Annotated in this window: 16 protein-coding genes and 1 tRNA gene; 11 read left to right on the plus strand and 6 right to left on the minus strand. The window is 69.8% G+C overall.

Annotation, left to right across the window (positions count from 1 at the left end; all coding sequences use genetic code 11):
• Positions 1-6: 6 nt before the first annotated feature.
• The 3 genes from IEZ11_RS27315 to IEZ11_RS27325 all read left to right on the plus strand — a co-directional run bounded on the left by IEZ11_RS27315 (position 7) and on the right by IEZ11_RS27325 (position 5,506).
• Complete coding sequence (locus IEZ11_RS27315) at positions 7-1,041, plus strand: L-idonate 5-dehydrogenase (RefSeq protein WP_189265540.1); 1,035 nt, start codon at positions 7-9, stop codon at positions 1,039-1,041.
• Positions 1,042-1,074: 33 nt separating this feature from the next.
• A complete protein-coding gene (gene gnd, locus IEZ11_RS27320; RefSeq protein WP_189265541.1) occupies positions 1,075-2,526 on the plus strand; it encodes an NADP-dependent phosphogluconate dehydrogenase in 1,452 nt (483 codons plus the stop codon).
• Positions 2,527-3,061: 535 nt separating this feature from the next.
• Positions 3,062-5,506, plus strand: coding sequence for a SpoIIE family protein phosphatase (locus tag IEZ11_RS27325; protein WP_189265542.1), 2,445 nt, complete (start codon positions 3,062-3,064; stop codon positions 5,504-5,506).
• 573 nt (positions 5,507-6,079) lie between these two features.
• Here the strand turns inward: IEZ11_RS27325 and IEZ11_RS27330 are convergent.
• Both IEZ11_RS27330 and IEZ11_RS27335 read right to left on the minus strand, forming a co-directional pair.
• Positions 6,080-6,460, minus strand: coding sequence for a TetR family transcriptional regulator C-terminal domain-containing protein (locus tag IEZ11_RS27330; RefSeq protein WP_189265543.1), 381 nt, complete (start codon positions 6,458-6,460; stop codon positions 6,080-6,082).
• 15 nt (positions 6,461-6,475) lie between these two features.
• Positions 6,476-6,643, minus strand: a complete 168-nt coding sequence (locus IEZ11_RS27335; protein ID WP_189265544.1) for a TetR/AcrR family transcriptional regulator — start codon at positions 6,641-6,643, stop codon at positions 6,476-6,478.
• A gap of 39 nt (positions 6,644-6,682) precedes the next feature.
• Here IEZ11_RS27335 and IEZ11_RS27340 point away from each other — a divergent pair, with 39 nt between their 5' ends.
• The 8 genes from IEZ11_RS27340 (at position 6,683) to IEZ11_RS27375 (ending at position 13,748) form a co-directional block, all read left to right on the plus strand.
• On the plus strand, positions 6,683-7,420 hold the full coding sequence (locus tag IEZ11_RS27340; protein WP_189265545.1) for an SDR family NAD(P)-dependent oxidoreductase: 738 nt from the start codon (positions 6,683-6,685) through the stop codon (positions 7,418-7,420).
• 38 nt (positions 7,421-7,458) lie between these two features.
• Positions 7,459-9,045: a cyclase family protein gene (locus tag IEZ11_RS27345; RefSeq protein ID WP_189265546.1), complete on the plus strand. Its 1,587-nt coding sequence runs from the start codon at positions 7,459-7,461 to the stop codon at positions 9,043-9,045.
• Positions 9,045-9,212 (plus strand): hypothetical protein, encoded by a 168-nt coding sequence (locus IEZ11_RS27350; RefSeq protein WP_189265547.1) that lies wholly within the window; start codon positions 9,045-9,047, stop codon positions 9,210-9,212. Before IEZ11_RS27345 ends, IEZ11_RS27350 begins: the two co-directional genes overlap by 1 nt.
• 105 nt (positions 9,213-9,317) lie before the next feature.
• The gene (locus tag IEZ11_RS27355; protein WP_189265548.1) at positions 9,318-10,406 is read left to right on the plus strand and encodes an MsnO8 family LLM class oxidoreductase; all 1,089 of its coding nucleotides are present in this window, start codon (positions 9,318-9,320) and stop codon (positions 10,404-10,406) included.
• Positions 10,407-10,415: 9 nt separating this feature from the next.
• On the plus strand, positions 10,416-10,805 hold the full coding sequence (locus tag IEZ11_RS27360; protein WP_189265549.1) for a sulfurtransferase: 390 nt from the start codon (positions 10,416-10,418) through the stop codon (positions 10,803-10,805).
• Positions 10,806-10,946: 141 nt separating this feature from the next.
• Positions 10,947-12,218, plus strand: a complete 1,272-nt coding sequence (locus IEZ11_RS27365; RefSeq protein WP_189265550.1) for an IS256 family transposase — start codon at positions 10,947-10,949, stop codon at positions 12,216-12,218.
• Positions 12,219-12,267: 49 nt separating this feature from the next.
• Positions 12,268-12,531: a MerR family transcriptional regulator gene (locus IEZ11_RS27370; protein WP_229713393.1), complete on the plus strand. Its 264-nt coding sequence runs from the start codon at positions 12,268-12,270 to the stop codon at positions 12,529-12,531.
• Positions 12,531-13,748 (plus strand): tyrosine-type recombinase/integrase, encoded by a 1,218-nt coding sequence (locus tag IEZ11_RS27375; protein ID WP_189265551.1) that lies wholly within the window; start codon positions 12,531-12,533, stop codon positions 13,746-13,748. The genes IEZ11_RS27370 and IEZ11_RS27375 overlap by 1 nt, the downstream gene beginning before the upstream one ends.
• Before the next feature lie 99 nt (positions 13,749-13,847).
• Here IEZ11_RS27375 and IEZ11_RS27380 read toward each other — a convergent pair.
• The 4 genes from IEZ11_RS27380 to IEZ11_RS27395 form a co-directional block, all read right to left on the minus strand.
• A tRNA-Pro gene (locus IEZ11_RS27380) sits at positions 13,848-13,921 on the minus strand.
• A gap of 119 nt (positions 13,922-14,040) precedes the next feature.
• Positions 14,041-14,400: an MmcQ/YjbR family DNA-binding protein gene (locus tag IEZ11_RS27385; RefSeq protein ID WP_189265552.1), complete on the minus strand. Its 360-nt coding sequence runs from the start codon at positions 14,398-14,400 to the stop codon at positions 14,041-14,043.
• Positions 14,401-14,429: 29 nt separating this feature from the next.
• A complete protein-coding gene (locus tag IEZ11_RS27390; protein WP_189265553.1) occupies positions 14,430-14,966 on the minus strand; it encodes a GNAT family N-acetyltransferase in 537 nt (178 codons plus the stop codon).
• Positions 14,963-15,595, minus strand: a complete 633-nt coding sequence (locus IEZ11_RS27395; RefSeq protein ID WP_189265554.1) for a helix-turn-helix domain-containing protein — start codon at positions 15,593-15,595, stop codon at positions 14,963-14,965. The genes IEZ11_RS27390 and IEZ11_RS27395 overlap by 4 nt, the downstream gene beginning before the upstream one ends.
• Between the last annotated feature and the right edge of the window lie 14 nt (positions 15,596-15,609).

Here is a 15,609-nt window from a genome sequence, read left to right on the forward strand (position 1 = left end):
CCCCTCATGACCCCCCGTACCACGACCGCGGTCGTCGCCCACGGCGCCGGCGACCTCCGGGTGGAGCAGATCGCACTGCGCACCCCCGCACCGCACGAAGCGGTCGTCGCCGTCGCCTACGGCGGTATCTGCGGCTCCGACCTGCACTACTGGCGGCACGGCGCCGTCGGCGAATCCGTGCTGCGCGCACCCATGGTCCTCGGGCACGAGCTGTCCGGAACCGTGGTCCGGGCGGCCTCCGACGGCACCGGTCCCGCCGCCGGCGCCCGCGTCACCGTGCATCCGGCAACCCACGAACACAGCGACGCCCGCTACCCCGAGGACCGCCCCAACCTCTCCCCCGGGGTGCGCTACCTGGGCTCGGCCGCCCGCTACCCGCACACCGAGGGAGCCTTCGCCCGCGAGATCGTCCTGCCCTCGTCGATGCTGCGCGCCCTGCCGGACGGCCTCGACCTGCGCACCGCCGCCCTCGCCGAACCGGCCGCCGTCGCCTGGCACTCCGTCTCCCAGGCCGGCGAGCTCCACGGCAAGCGTGTCCTCGTGGTGGGGAGCGGCCCCATCGGCGCTCTGTGCGTCGCGATCGCGGCCCGCGCCGGTGCCTCCGAGATCGTCGCCGTCGACCTGCACCCCGGCCCCCGCCGCATCGCGACCGCCGTCGGAGCGACCCGCACCATCGACGCCGCCGACACCGAGGCCGTCGCGGCCGTCGACGCCGACGTGGTCATCGAGTCCTCCGGCAACCACCACGGTCTCGCCTCCGCGCTGCGCGGCGCCACCCGCGGCGGCACCGTGGTCATGGTCGGCCTCCTGCCTCTCGGCGACCAGCCCGTACCGATCGCGCACGCCATCACCCGGGAACTCCGCCTGATCGGCTCGTTCCGCTTCAACGACGAGATCGACGAGGTGATCACCTCCCTCGCCGACGGATCACTGCACGTCGAACCGGTCATCACCCACACCGTCCCGGTGGACGAGGCACTCAAGGCCTTCACCGTCGCGGCCGACGCCTCGCTCTCGGGCAAGGTCCTGCTCGCCTTCTGACAGTCCCCCTCGCACCCACCGAAAGAGATCCAGATGAACGACAGCGCAGCGGCCAACATCGGTGTCATCGGGCTGGCGGTGATGGGATCGAACCTGGCCCGCAACCTCGCCTCCCGCGAAGGCAACGTCGTCGCCGTCCACAACCGGACCCACGCGCGCACCGAGGAACTCGTGGCGGCCCATCCCGAGGCCGGTTTCATCGCGGCAAAGACCATCGACGACTTCGTGGCCGCGCTGGCCCGTCCGCGCACCGCGATCATCATGGTCCAGGCGGGCGCGGGCACGGACGCTGTCATCGACCAGCTCGCCGAACGCTTCGAGCCCGGCGACATCATCGTCGACGGCGGCAACGCGCACTTCCGGGACACCATCGCCCGGGAGCAAAGGATTGCCCTCACCGGCATCCACTTCGTCGGCGTGGGCATCTCCGGAGGCGAGGAGGGGGCCTTGAGGGGGCCGTCGATCATGCCGGGCGGCTCGGCGGAGTCCTACCGCACCCTGGGTCCGATCCTCTCCTCGATCGCCGCCGTCGCCGAGGGCGAGCCTTGCGTCACCCATGTGGGCACCGACGGCGCCGGCCACTTCGTCAAGATGATCCACAACGGCATCGAGTACGCCGACATGCAGCTCATCGGCGAGGCCTACGACCTGCTGCGGACCGTCGGCGGCCTGGAGCCGGACGACATCGCCGACGTCTTCGCCCAGTGGAACAGGGGACCGCTGGAGTCGTACCTGATCGAGATCACTGCCGAGATCCTCCGGCACACCGACCCCGCCACCGGCAGGCCGTTCGTCGACGTCGTACTGGACCAGGCCGGCTCCAAGGGAACGGGCGTGTGGACCGTGCAGACCGCACTCGATCTCGGGGTGCCCGTCGGCGGCATCGCAGAAGCGGTGTTCGCCCGCTCAGTGTCCGCGAAGCCCGAGCAGCGTGCCGCGATACGACGCATCCGCTCCAGTCGACCCGAGGTCCAGCAGGCGGACGCCTCGTTCGTGGAAGCGGTCGCCAAGGCCCTCTTCGCGTCCAAGCTGGTCGCGTACGCGCAGGGCTTCGACGCCGTCGTCGCGGGAGCCGAGAAGTACGGCTGGAACATCCACCAGGACGAGATCGCCCGGATCTGGCGCGGCGGCTGCATCATCCGTGCCCGCTTCCTCAGCCACGTCACCGAGGCCTACGCCCAGAACCCGGACATCACCACGCTCCTCGAAGCCCCCTATTTCGCGCAGGCGGTCGCCGAGGGCGAGGACTCCTGGCGCCGCGTCGTCGCCACGGCCGCACACTCCGGCGTACCAGTCCCCGGCTTCGGCTCCGCGCTCAGCTACTACGACTCGCTGGGCGCGGACCGGCTCCCGGCCGCGCTCGTCCAGGCGCAACGTGACTTCTTCGGCGCCCACACCTACCGACGGACGGACCGGGACGGCACATTCCACACCCTCTGGTCCGCAGACCAATCCGAAACCAAGCTGCGAGGCACAGCAGGCTAACCTACCAAGTGCAAGATCGCTGCCACTGACAATTGCCCTCACCGCGGGCTCTGTGGGAGGGCGTCACGAGAAACTGCTGATCACCCGAACAGACCCTTGGGGACGGCGCAGGGCCTGCTTGAAATCCATTGTTGAGCGGGACCCGGCGAGTGCGGAGCCCGCTATCGCGCCCATGGCGGGAGTCCGCACGCCAATCAGGGCCGCGGCGTCGGGTGCGAAGGTCTACGGCAGGTAGCCACCCCCGCGGCACCGATGGACGGCGGTGACCGCGATGGCGGCGTGAGGGAGCCGCTCGTCGTTCCCCAAGCGAAGACGACTAGCCCGCCGACAGGTACTTGGCAGGCCGAGGCCGCCATTGGCGGGCATGGCCGAGGGGCCGCATGTCACTCCCCTCGCCGCCAGCCACTACCTCCAGCGAATCAAAGCGGGATAATACGGATGCGTGACCCATTCGGCTGTATGCGCGAATCCCGGCGTCGCAGGACGGGAGAGGCGGAGATCTCCGCCAGAGCGAGAAACAACCACGGAGGGACGCATGGGCACCGACGATGCGCCGGGGGTGTCCAAGGACGTTTTCGACGAGACGCTCAGCGCCAACGTCACCATCGACGAACACGGCATCGTGACCGGGTGGAATGCGGGAGCCGAGGCATTGCTGGGGTACCCGCCCGCACAGATCGTGGGACGACCTGCGGCCGCTCTGCTGGCCGAGGCGATCAGCGAGGCGGATCTGCGGTCCTTCGCGCAGCTGCCCAGGTGGAACGGGCGGGTGGGCCTACGGCACCGCGAGGGCCACCGCCTGGAGGCCAGGGTTCTGGCGCACAGAAAGACGCAGGACGACGGGCGGCCCCTGGGTTGGTTTCTCGTGTCCGCGCTGGTGGGGACGGAGTCCCGGCCCGATGACGAGATCCTCGTGAGCCAGAACCACGAGCAGGTCGCGGGCTGCCTCATGGCGCTGTTCGACACCAGGCTGCGCCTGCGCCGGGGCAACGCAGCCCAGCTGCGCAGCCTCGGGCTCGCCGAGGAGGAGATGCGTGGCCTGCGGCTCTCGGAACTGGTGAACCATTCCGAGACGCACAGGATCGAGCGGATCATGCGGCGGGCGCTGGAGACCGGTGAGCCGCAGTTCATCGAGATGTACGGGACCTCCCCCGGTGAGAGCCGCGAGCACGCCTGGTCGGTGTTCGTCACTCCGCTGAAGGACGCGGACGGGCGAGTCCGGGGCGTGGGCGCGGCCACTCATGACGTAACCGAGCAGTACTGGGCCCGCAAGCGCCTCATGCTGCTCGCGGATGCCAGTAGGTGCATCGGCAGCACCTTGGACGTGGCACGGACGGCTCAGGAACTCGCGGAGGTGGCCGTCCCGGAATTCGCCGACTTCGTCAGCGTCGACCTGCTCCTTTCCTTCGACGGCTCGCAGGAACCGCCCCCGGGAACGGGCTCGCCGCGCGGCCCCGTCCTGCTGCGGCGCGTCGCTCACCTGTCCGTGAACCCCGGGACTCCCGAGGCGCTCGTCGCCCCGGGTGAGGTGGACAGCTATCCGGAGGGTTCCCCCGTGGTCCTGAGCCTCAGGTCGGGACGTGCCCTGCTGCACCGCGTGACCGACCCCGCCGACGCAGCGTTCGCCGCATGGGCGGCCCGCGATCCCTCCAGGGCCGCCCGGGTCCGCGACTTCGGCGTCCACTCGGCGATCACCGTGCCCCTGACCGCCCGCGGCACCACTCTGGGCGTCGTCGCCTTCGTCCGCCACCAGCATCCCGAGGTGTTCCGCGAGGACGACGTGGTGCTGGCCGAGGAGCTGGCCGTCAGGGCGGCGGTCTGCATCGACAACGCCCGGCGCTACACCCGCCAGCGCGCCACCGCACTCACTCTGCAGCGCAGTCTGCTGCCACAGGCACTGCCCGAGCAGGCCGCGGTGGAGATCGCGTCCCGTTATCTGCCCGCCGGCGCCCAGGTCGGGGTGGGCGGGGACTGGTTCGACGTCATCCCGCTGTCCGGCGCCCGGGTCGCGCTCGTCGTCGGCGATGTCGTCGGCCACGGCCTCCATGCCTCCGCCACCATGGGGCGGCTGCGCACCGCCGTACTCACCCTCGCCGACATCGACCTGCCCCCGGATGAACTGCTCACACACCTCGACGACCTCGTCGCCCGCCTGTCCGCCGAAGCACAGGACATCCCGGGGCCGGGACCCGAAGCGGAGATCACCGGAGATGTCGGCGCGACCTGCTTGTATGCCGTGTACGACCCGGTGTCCCGCCACTGCGTGCTCGCCCTCGCCGGACACCCGGCACCCGTCCTGGTCACCCCTGACGGCACCGTGAAACTTCTCGACCTCCCCATCGGCCCCCCACTCGGGCTGGGCGGACTCCCCTTCGAGGCTGTCGACCTCGAACTACCCGAGGGCAGCCTCCTCACCCTCTACACCGACGGGCTGGTCGAGTCCCGCGAGCGGGACATCGACACCGCCCTGTCCCTGCTCTGCCAGTCCGTCGCCCAACCGTCCGCCCCGCTGGACAACCTGTGCGACGCGGTACTGACCGCCCTGATATCCGGCCGTCCCTCCGACGACATCGCCCTGCTCATCGCCCGCACCAGGGCCTTGAACATCGACCGCGTCGCCACCTGGGATCTGCCCTCAGACCCCGCCGCCGTCTCCCAGGCCCGCAACGTGGCCACCGACCAGCTGGCGGCATGGGGACTGGACGACGCCTCATTCGTCACCCAACTGGTCGTCAGCGAACTCGTCACCAATGCCATCCGCTACGCCGAACCACCCATACAGCTGCGTCTGATCCACGACCGAAACCTCATCTGCGAAGTCTCCGACGCCAGCGGCACCGCCCCCCACATGCGCCGCGCCCGCACCTTCGACGAGGGCGGCCGCGGGCTGCTCCTTGTCGCCCAGCTCACTGCCGCTTGGGGTACCCGCCAGACCACCCAGGGCAAGACCATCTGGGCCGAACAGACCCTCCCACCATGAGCCCGTCGCACGACCCCGATATGCGCCATGCCTCACTCGTCGCGGCCCGTGAACAGGCGGTGGACCGGACGGAACTCGGGCAGCTCGGCGTTCTCCTAGTGGAGGAAACTCCCGCTCGTCTCCCACATCTCGACCATCGCGACGTTGTCGTACGACCGCCGGGAGGGATGTCGCTCGTGGTCGGCGCCATGGCCTGGTGGGCCACAGATGAGCGGGGCGGGCAAGGTGAGCGCCATGACGAGCGCAGGCGTGTGACTGAGGGGGCCGCGGCCAGACGACGGCGCGGACGCCCGGCACCGGCCTCCTCCCCGGCGACGGTCTCCTGGGCCACCGGGAAACGCGCACGACATCGGGAGCACCCGCCCCTGCAAGGGCTGCGATCGCATAGTCGGCCGACGACAGGTCGGCATGCCCTGGCCCGGCCTCCCTTGATGGTCTGTCGGCTCGCCCCAACCGTCGGCGGCAGCCCTCCGACAAGGGGCTTCGGTCTCGGCCAGGGTTTCCTGCCGCGCGACCGGGTCGGCGGTGCCGTAGGGGGACGACGAACAGGGCGGATGGTGGTTCGTAGGGCGTTCAGGTGGCGGGCACCAACTGTACTGCCAGGTCTGCGGCAGACATGAGTTCCTCCCGGGAGGCGCCGGAGACCGCATGAATGGCGAGGCCCTCGGCGGTGACCATGAGGAGACGGGCCAGAGCCTCGCTGTCAGTGTCCGGAAGCAGGTCCCCGTTCACCACAGCTTTCTCGAACCTCTCCTGGACTGCTTGCCGGTACTTGTTGCGGACGGTCGCGAGAAGTTCCACAACCGCGCGGCTGTCGGCGTCGGAGGCGAGCCCCGCCTGCACGCTGAGACAGCCGGGCGGCCGACCCGGCGTGGTGTAGGCCTCGACCAGGCACGTCAGCAGTCGCACCGCCGCCGCATGGGCGGTGGACTGTGCCAGCGCCTCGCAGACCAAGGGGAAGCGCGCCTCCTAGTAGCGCTCCAGCACCTTCTCGAAGAGCTGGCGCTTATTGCCGAAGGCCGCGTACAGGCTGGGCGGCCGGATGCCCATCGCCGCGGTCAGATCAGCGACCGAGGTCCCTTGCGCGGCTCCGCCGGGGCCGGTTTGCGCGATTGCCTTAGTGGTGTAGCCATTCATCGCTTTAGCGATCGCTAAATGAAAAGTGGGAGATCCGTCATGGGCAAATTGGACGGCAAGACCGCGGTCGTCACGGGCGGCAGCAGCGGTATCGGCCTCGCGACCGCCAGGACATTCGTCGCCGAGGGCGCGTTCGTGTACATCACCGGGCTGAGCACGGAGGAACTCGACACGGCGCAGGCGGAGATCGCAGGCGCTGTCACCACCGTGCAGGGCGACATCTCCCGCCTGGAAGATCTCGACCGGCTTTGGCGGCAGGTCGGGGAGGAGCGCGGCTCGGTCGACGTGATCGTCGCCAACGCCGGACGCGGCGAGCAGGCCACTCTGGCCCAGGCGACACCCGAACACTTCGACCGGATCTTCTCCGTCAATGTCCGAGGGACGTTCTTCACCGTACAGAAGGCGCTGCCGCTGCTCAACGACAACGGCTCGATCATTCTGACCTCGTCCTCCGGACATCTGAACGGCGTGCCGGAGCGCACGGTCTACAGCGCTTCCAAGGCAGCCATCCGGTCCTTCGCCCGCACCTGGGCGGGCGAGTTGAAAGAGCGCGGGATCCGGGTGAACACGGTCAGCCCGGGCCCCATCGACACGCCCATCATCGACACCCAGGACAACCCGGACGCGGCGCGTGCCGCCCTGGCCGCCGCCGTGCCCCTGGGCCGTCTGGGCCGACCCGAGGAGATCGCCGCGGCGATGCTCTTCCTCGCGTCTGACGACAACCGCTACACCACCGGTGCCGATCTCGTCGTCGACGGAGGCCGCACCCAACTCTGACCGTCATACCCCTCATTGAAGATCTTATAGGAGAGAAAATGAGCGACTCCACGACGCTTCCGCATCACCCGCTGGGCAAGGAACTGAGCAACTGGGGGCGGTGGGGTGACGACGACGAGATCGGCACCCTGAACTTCATCACGCCGGCCAAGCGCGTCGCCTCGGCCCGGTTGGTCAGGACCGGGAAGACCTTTGACCTCGGCATGGCGTTCGGCAAGGAGGGTCCCGCAACGGCGGGTTCGTTCCGGGAGAACCCCCAGCACGTGATGACCCTGCCGCCCTCGGACACCGCGGGCTTCCCCGACGGGCCGATCTCCTCCGACGACATGGTGGTGATGAGCCTGCAAGCGGCCACCCAGTGGGACGGCCTCGGCCACATGGGATACGACGGGCACTTCTACAACAACGTCCCGGCCGCCGCGATCAACAACTTCGCAGGCGTCTCCCGGAACTCCTTCGACAAGGCCGCCGGCCGCCTGATCTCCCGCGGTGTGCTCCTGGACATCGCCGCGCTCAAGGGCGTCGACCGTCTCGACGAGTCGTACGAGATCACCGTCGCCGACCTGCTGGCGGCCGAGGAACGCCAGGGCGTACGCGTCGAGTCCGGTGACATCCTCTGCATCCGCACCGGCTGGCACCAGTGGTTCGCCGAGGGCGACCGCGATCACTACATGAGCGAGGTCGAACCCGGCCCCGGCATGGACACCCTGCCCTGGCTGCACGAGCGCGAGGTCGCCGCCCTCGCCCTGGACAACTGGGCCGTGGAAGTGTCCCCGTCCCCAGTCGACGGCGCCTACGCCCCGTTCCACCAGATCGCCATCCGGGACATGGGGCTCACGCTCGGCGAGATGTGGGACTTCGAGGCTCTGGCAGCCGACTGCGCCCAGGACGGCGTCTGGGAGTTTCTCCTGTGCGCCTCCGGCCTCAAGGTCACCGCCTCGGCGGGATCGCCCATCACCCCCATCGCCCTCAAGCAGCAACCCGGATCGCGGTATGGGAGCCGACCGAACACCTGGTCAACCCCTCCGTTGCCGCATGCGGCCCGCAGGCCTACCGGATACCGGTCGGCCTGCGGCATCCGGCCCTACGACGGGCCATGGACGACGTACGGGCCGTCTCAAGCCCGGACGGGTACGGCGGAGTCCCGACGGGCGTTCCGCCCCACACTTCACCGCCCCACCGGGCAAAAGACCGATCAGACTGGAAACCTCACCGTGTCCCATACGTCCCCTCGCCCGACCGGCAGGTCCTCCACACCGAACCCGAAGCTCATCGTGCCGGTACTGGCCTTGGCCGGCGTCGTGGTCGCGGTGATGCAGACCTTGGTCCTCCCGATCGTCCCCCGACTGCCCCGACTCCTGGACACGTCCTCTTCGGACGCTTCCTGGGCCGTCACCGCCACCCTCCTCACCAGCGCCGTCGCCACTCCGGTGGCCGGACAGCTGGGCGACATGTACGGCAAGCGCCGCTTGGCGAGGAGATTTATGGATCCGCGGCATGGGATGGCGAACGACTCCTTTCCACTGTTCACGGACGCGCAATACACCGCCGTACAGCGTCGTCGAGGTGATCTGGTGAGCGTTGGCCTTGGATATCCGCCCGGGGGGGGCGGCCGGACTCCGTGATGTCCCGTCCCTGTCTGCGTGACGCACAGCATGAGCTGTCGTACGCGGATGTCGTGCGCCACACCGAGGCGGTGGCGGAGCAGATGGCCGAGCGCGGGGTCGGGGAGGGCGACGTCGTCGCGGTCACACGGTCGCGGATGTGGCGCGCGTCCGCGCGTCTGGCCTGACCAGGCACCGCCACCACCTCGCCGAACTCGCAATCGGGGAATCTTCCGGATAGCCTAGCGGGCGACCAGAAATGGAAGATTCCCCGTTTACTGTCAGGAGTGACCGTGAAGCTGTCCGTGCTGGACACCATGCTCTTGCGCAGCGACCAGTCCAGTGCCGATGCGATCGCCGCAACGGTCGCGCTCGCGCAGTGCGCCGACGAAGCCGGCTATGAGCGGTACTGGGTGTCCGAGCACCACGGCGGCCCACTCGCCTCGACGACCCCTCCGGTCGCCGTCAGCACGATCGCCGCGAGGACCGAGCGGATCCGCGTCGGCTCGGGCGGTGTGATGCTGCCCAACCACACCGCCTTCGACGTGGCGGAACAGTTCTCGTTCCTCGAGGCCGCCTATCCGGGCCGCATCGACCTGGGCCTGGGTCGCGCACCGGGTGGCCGGGCGATAGCCATCTACGCACTGCGAGACGGCGCCGCTGCCAACCCCGCGAGCTTCCCGCACCAGGTCGAGAGCATCCAGGCGATGGTGCAACCCGAGGGCGCGACCGTCCACGTGCAGGGCAGCACCTACACCCTGAAGGCGACCCCGGAGGCACGCACGACCCCGACCGTCTGGATTCTCGGCTCGTCCACCGAGTCGGCGCGGCTGGCCGGCGAGCGGGGGCTGCCGTACGCCTACGCGCACCACTTCTCGGGCACCGGCACCGACGAGGCCGTCGATGTGTACCGTTCCCGCTTCCGTCCCTCCGAGCACGCCGAACGGCCACGCGTGCTGCTGACCATGAACGCGGTCATCGCCCCCACCGAAGATGACGCCCGCCGCCTCGCGCTGCCTTACGCACTCGCGCTGCTCAGCATGCAAACCAACGGGAGCATGCAACGACAGCCCCTCGTCGAGGACGCCGAAACACAAGCGCTCAGCGGCGAACTCAAAGCGTTCAGCACCCAGCTGATGGCACCGTGGGTGGTCGGGACCGCTGCGCAGGGGCGCGCCCAGATCAGCGCGTTCGCACGACGCCACGACGTCGACGAGGTCATGATTCACCCCGTCGCCGGCGCCTTCACCGGCACAGCCGCGGACCGCAGCCCCCAGCGCGAGGCCACGCTGCGCCTGCTCTCCGTCGAGGAGGGTCACAGCAGCCAGGAAGTGCCTGGCGAAGGGGCGTCTGGCGGCTCCCCTGCCGTTGCTGCGCGCTAACGTTCCCGCGTGGCTACGCCCTTGCTCTCCGCCGACGGCGTCCCCAACATCGTGCGGCCGGACCGGGAGGGGTTCGGGGCCGGGCACGCCCCCGGTGCCCGGTTCGCCGACCTCACCGAGCTGTGCGACCCGGCGGACCGGTTCGCCTTCACCCTGCCCTCCTCCGGGGCCCTCGCCGCGGCGGCCGGCGCGCTCGGGATCGGGACCGACACCCACGTGGTCGCCTACGACACCACGACCACCGCTTGGGCCACGCGACTGTGGTGGCTGCTGCGGGTCTTCGGCCACGACCGGGTGTCCGTGCTGGACGGCGGCCTGCACGCTTGGCGGGAGTCCGGGCACCCCGTCGAGACGGCCCGGGACCCCTCAACCTGCTGTGCGCTCCGCCCATGTGGCTGAGCATGGCTACCGGGCACCACGAAATTCCCGACACCCCTGCCTCACGGCCTTGGACCGTGTCCTACGTGGTCAGGCGGACGAGCCGCTTGAACGGCCACCGGCTGATCTTCGAGGTGTCGAAGCCCGAAGGAGATCAGCACGATGACCGCACCCGACAGTCTGCCCCTGCACGCCCTCGCCGAGGACAACCTCGCCGCGGCGAGTCCCGATCTGCTGCGCCCGATGGTCAAGACGTTCGCCGACGCGCTCATGTCCGCCGAGGCGGACGCCGCCTGCAACGCCGAATACGGCCAGGTCAGCGACGAGAGAGCCAACCACCGCAACGGCCATCGCCCGCGCGAGTGGGACACGAGGGCCGGCACCGTCGAACTCGCCATCCCCAAGCTCAGGAGCGGGAGTTACTTCCCGCACTGGCTTCTCGAACGACGTCGCCGGGCCGAGCAGGCCCTCATCTCGGTGATCGCCACCGCCTGCCTGCTGGGCGTGTCCACCCGCCGTGTCGAGAAGCTCGCCGAGTCGCCCGGCGTCACGCAGTTGTCCAAGTCGCAGGTCACGGCGATGGCCCGGCATCTCGACGAGCAGGTCGCCGCCTTCCGCAACCGGCCGCTGGATCAAGGCCCTTATGCGTTCGTCTGGGTCGATGCGTTGACCCAGAAGGTCCGCGAGGGCGGCCGGATCATCAACGTCCACGCACTGATCGCGGTCGGTGTCAACGCCGACGGCCATCGCGAGATCCCCGGCATCGACGTCGCCACGGCCGAGGACGGTGCCGGCTGGCTGGCCTTCCTGCGCTCATTGATCGCCCGCGGCCTGTCCGGCGTCCGGCTGGTCATCTCGGACGCGCACGCCGGCCTGGTCGACGCGATCGGGGCCACCCTGCCCGGCGCGAGCTGGCAGCGATGTCGCACCCTCCCCCACGCCCTGAACAGGCGCGGGGGCACCCCCATCGCCCGCGCGTTGCTGAGCCAGGTGCCCAAGTCGGCCCAGCCGTGGGTGGCCACGCTGCTGCGGACCGTCTTCGAACAGCCCGACGCCGACGCCGTCCAGGCCCAGATGCGGCACGTCCTCGATGCCCTGGAAGCCAAATTCCCCAAGGCCGCGGCCCACTTGGACGCCGCTCAGGGCGACGTGCTGGCGTTCACCGCGTTCCCGCGGGAGATCTGGCGGCAGATCTGGTCGAACAACCCGCAGGAACGGCTCAACAAGGAGATCCGCCGCCGCACCGACGTGGTCGGCATCTTCCCCGACCGCACCGCCCTGATCCGACCGGTCGGCGCAGTGCTGGCCGAGCAGAACGACGAGTGGACCGAAGCCCGCCGCTACATGGGACTAAACCTTCCGGCCAAGGCCCGCCTCCACCCGATCGAGTCAGAAACCGACGAGACCGTCCTCCCGACCGAACTCACCGCATAGCCTCAAAACGAGATCACCGAGTGGCCGTCGATACACCACTCCAGCGGACGTGACCGCGCACTCCACTGCCAGCCGGGTTGTCTCCGTCCACGATGGCAGCCGTTCGTCGTTCCTGGCGAACGGCTGGTATTCGACGAGCGACCCAGCCGTCTGCCTGCGTGTGGACGCCTCGACTCTGCGCCGGTGGCGCGCCGCTCGGCCGCCGCAGGGTCCTCCGTTCGTCTCCGTTTCGGAACGCGTCGTCATGTACAGCGCGCTCGACGTGGAGGAATGGCTGCGCAGCCGCCGCACCGTCCCGGGCAGGGAAGCCTGATGGCCGAGAAGGCTGTTGTTCCGGTGGGTGTCCGGCTCTCCACCGATATCGAGTACCGGCCCGATCGCCCCCATCCCTACCGGGCACGTGTCCGTTGGTTCGATCCGACTACGAAGCGGCGCCTGTCCCTGTCGAAGGGAAAGGCGGACGAGGACGAGGCGCAGGAGTGGCTCCGGGACATCATCGAAGCCGCGCAGGCAGGGCTGTCCCCGTCACTCGCCACCATGAAGCTCGCCGAGTACGGCGACGCGAACATGGATCTCGCCCTGCGCGGGCTGGAGCTGAAGACCCTCGACCCGTATCTGGCGGGATGGCGGATGCGCGTGGTCCCCGCGCTCGGCCACCTCGCCGTACGGATGATCACCAACGGCGTCGTCGACCGCAGCGTGCAGAACTGGATCGTCGACGAGCACAGCCGCTCCACCGTCAAGAACACCATCGCCGTCCTGGTCCGCGTCATGGCGCAAGCGGTCCGCGACGGCATCATCAAAGTCAACCCCGCCCGGGTCAGCGGCTGGCAGAAGCTCTACAAGCAGGCCGAGGACGAACTCCTCGACCCAAGGGCACTGGCCCTGCCCGACTGGGAGACCCTCATTGCGCTGGCCGACGCGCTCGTTGCCGCCTCCCACGACCAGTACCGCGGCTGGGGAGACGTCGTCGTCTTCGCTGCGTGCACTGCCGCACGGATCGGCGAGGTCTCAGGCTGCCGTGTCGGGGACATCGACACCGCTCAGTGGATCTGGACCGTGCGGCGCCAGACCACACCCGCGCCCGGCGGGCTGACCGACAAGGGCACCAAGGGCAAGCGGGCCCGCAAGGTTCCCATCGTCGAGGAGATCCGCTCCCTCGTCGCTCAGCGTGTCCTGTCCGCCGGCCCGAATCCCGATGCCCGCCTGTTCACCGGCCCGCGCGGCGGACGCATCTCCACCGCCGTCCTGCGCGACGCCACACACTGGGACGACGTGGTCACCAAGCTCGGCTACGAACACCTGCGCCGCCACGACCTCCGGCACACCGGACTGACCTGGTTCGCCGACGCCGGAGTCCAGGTGCACGTCCTGCGCAGGATCGCCGGCCACGGCTCCCTGACCACCACTCAGCGCTACCTGCACCCCGACGTACACAAGATCACGGCCGCCGGGGCGGCGCTCTCCGCACACCTCAGCGTGCTCCGCGCACCGCGCTCGCTGCCGAGCCCGATCGTCGTGACCCGCTGACCTCAGTCAAGGGCGCCGGTCCCCAACTGGTCCCCAAGAATGATCAAGGGCCGGTTTCGGATGCCTCCGAAACCGGCCCTGACCTGCGACTGTCTCCAGTCGGGACGACAGGATTTGAACCTGCGACCCCTTGACCCCCAGTCAAGTGCGCTACCAAGCTGCGCCACGTCCCGATGCCGTTTGACCTGGGGTTTCCCTGGTCGAAACGTGCAAGGAAACAATACCGCACTCGGCTCGGTGGTCGCGCACGCGTTTCGCCCCGGCCGGCCCGTGCCGGTGCGGCGGGGCCTGATCAATGTCCGCCCGGCAGGCCCAACTCCGGATAGGAGTCGAGGAGCCGGGGCGGGGCCGCCTGCCGCCAGGAGTCGGCGAGGATGTCGCGCAGCTCGCCCTCGCCCTCCAGCGCGGCGAGCCGGACCCGGACCCAGGCGAACTGTGCCTCGTGATCGGCGACCCAGAACTTGCCGGGCTCGGCGAGCACCAGCTCGTCGCGCTCCTCCTTGGGGCAGCGCACGGCGATGGAGGTCTCGTCCTCGGGCAGCGTGGCGAACATCTTCCCGGCGACCCGGAACGTGGGCATGTTCCAGGCGATCTTCTCGCCGGTGTCCGGCAGGGACAGGGCGACACGGCGTACGTCTTCGGCTTCCGGCATGCCCCGAACCTAGCCCCTGGCACTGACAGTCACCCGGGCGGCGAGCCCACCCGCTTGTAGTAGAGGGTCGTCGGGCGCGGCACCCCGGTCGGGTCGAGGGCGTAGTCGGGGATGACTCCGGCGCGGGTCCAGCCGGCCGAGCGGTAGAGGTGCTCGGCGGGACTGTCCGTCTCGGTGTCCAGATGGAGCAGGGTGATGCCGGCGGCGACCGCGGCCGCCTCGGCGACGGCGAGCAGTCCGCGTCCGACGCCCCGGCCGCGGGCGTCGCGGTGGACCATCAGCTTCACCAGCTCGGCGCGGTGCGGACTGTTGGGTTTGTCGGAGTGGGGGAAGGCCAGGCCGACCGTGCCGACGGCCCGGCCGGTGGCGTCCAGCGCGGCCCAGACGGCGAGCTGCCCGGCGGCCACGGCGGCCGTCCGTCCGCGCCACCAGTCGACGGCCCGCTCCCGCTCGAAGGGGGCGAGGAAGCCGACGGACGCCCCGCCGTTCACGGTGTCGGCCAGTAGTTCAGCCAACTCCCCGGTCCTCTCGGACAGTTGGTCCGCCCCCAGGCGCAGTGTCCTCATGGCCGCACCACCGCCAGTACGTACCGCGTCCCTTCCGGTCCTGCGCACCGGAACCGCGTCGGCCCCCACACCCGCAGCCGCAGGCAGTCACCGGCGTCGAGGAGATGCTCGGTGCCCTCCGCCGTCACGGCGAGGCTCCCGTCGAGCACCCAGATGTGCTGCTCCAGGCCGGGCACCGGCGGGCGGTCGTAGGCGATGTCCGCCCCGGTCGAGAGCCTGCCCTCGACGAGTTCGCCGCGCAGCCCGCCGTGCGGCGGCGACACGGACCGTCGCACGAAGCCGGAGGTGCGGTCCGTCCACACCTGCTGTTCGGCGGCGCGCAGCACCGGGGCGGGTTCCGCCTCGACCTCGCTGAGCAGCTGGGACATGGTCCGGCCGTAGACGTGGCAGAGACGGTTGAGGAGGGCTGCCGTGGGGCTGGTCTCGGCCCGTTCGGCCCGGGACAGGGTGGACCTGCTGACCCCGCTGCGCTCCGCCAACTCGCCCAGGGACCAGCCGTGTTCGGCCCGCAGCTCGGCGAGACGGCTGCCGAGGCGGGCGTCGACGGGGTCGGGGGCTGCGGGATCTGGGACGGCGGGATCAGGGGCTGCGGGATCAGGGACGGTCCGGTCAGGGACAGCTTGTCTCATATTCGGGACGGTAT

The sequence above is a fragment of the Streptomyces fuscichromogenes genome (assembly GCF_014645815.1).
Classification (GTDB): domain Bacteria; phylum Actinomycetota; class Actinomycetes; order Streptomycetales; family Streptomycetaceae; genus Streptomyces; species Streptomyces fuscichromogenes.

What these genes read in the sequence shown, in the direction of transcription:
- IEZ11_RS27315 (WP_189265540.1), top strand. Translation starts at nt 7, where the DNA reads ATGACCCCCCGTACCACGACCGCGGTCGTCGCCCACGGCGCCGGCGAC.
- gnd (WP_189265541.1), top strand. Translation starts at nt 1,075, where the DNA reads ATGAACGACAGCGCAGCGGCCAACATCGGTGTCATCGGGCTGGCGGTG.
- IEZ11_RS27325 (WP_189265542.1), top strand. Translation starts at nt 3,062, where the DNA reads ATGGGCACCGACGATGCGCCGGGGGTGTCCAAGGACGTTTTCGACGAG.
- IEZ11_RS27335 (WP_189265544.1), bottom strand. Translation starts at nt 6,643, where the DNA reads ATGAATGGCTACACCACTAAGGCAATCGCGCAAACCGGCCCCGGCGGA.
- IEZ11_RS27340 (WP_189265545.1), top strand. Translation starts at nt 6,683, where the DNA reads ATGGGCAAATTGGACGGCAAGACCGCGGTCGTCACGGGCGGCAGCAGC.
- IEZ11_RS27345 (WP_189265546.1), top strand. Translation starts at nt 7,459, where the DNA reads ATGAGCGACTCCACGACGCTTCCGCATCACCCGCTGGGCAAGGAACTG.
- IEZ11_RS27350 (WP_189265547.1), top strand. Translation starts at nt 9,045, where the DNA reads ATGTCCCGTCCCTGTCTGCGTGACGCACAGCATGAGCTGTCGTACGCG.
- IEZ11_RS27365 (WP_189265550.1), top strand. Translation starts at nt 10,947, where the DNA reads ATGACCGCACCCGACAGTCTGCCCCTGCACGCCCTCGCCGAGGACAAC.
- IEZ11_RS27375 (WP_189265551.1), top strand. Translation starts at nt 12,531, where the DNA reads ATGGCCGAGAAGGCTGTTGTTCCGGTGGGTGTCCGGCTCTCCACCGAT.
- IEZ11_RS27385 (WP_189265552.1), bottom strand. Translation starts at nt 14,400, where the DNA reads ATGCCGGAAGCCGAAGACGTACGCCGTGTCGCCCTGTCCCTGCCGGAC.
- IEZ11_RS27390 (WP_189265553.1), bottom strand. Translation starts at nt 14,966, where the DNA reads ATGAGGACACTGCGCCTGGGGGCGGACCAACTGTCCGAGAGGACCGGG.
- IEZ11_RS27395 (WP_189265554.1), bottom strand. Translation starts at nt 15,595, where the DNA reads ATGAGACAAGCTGTCCCTGACCGGACCGTCCCTGATCCCGCAGCCCCT.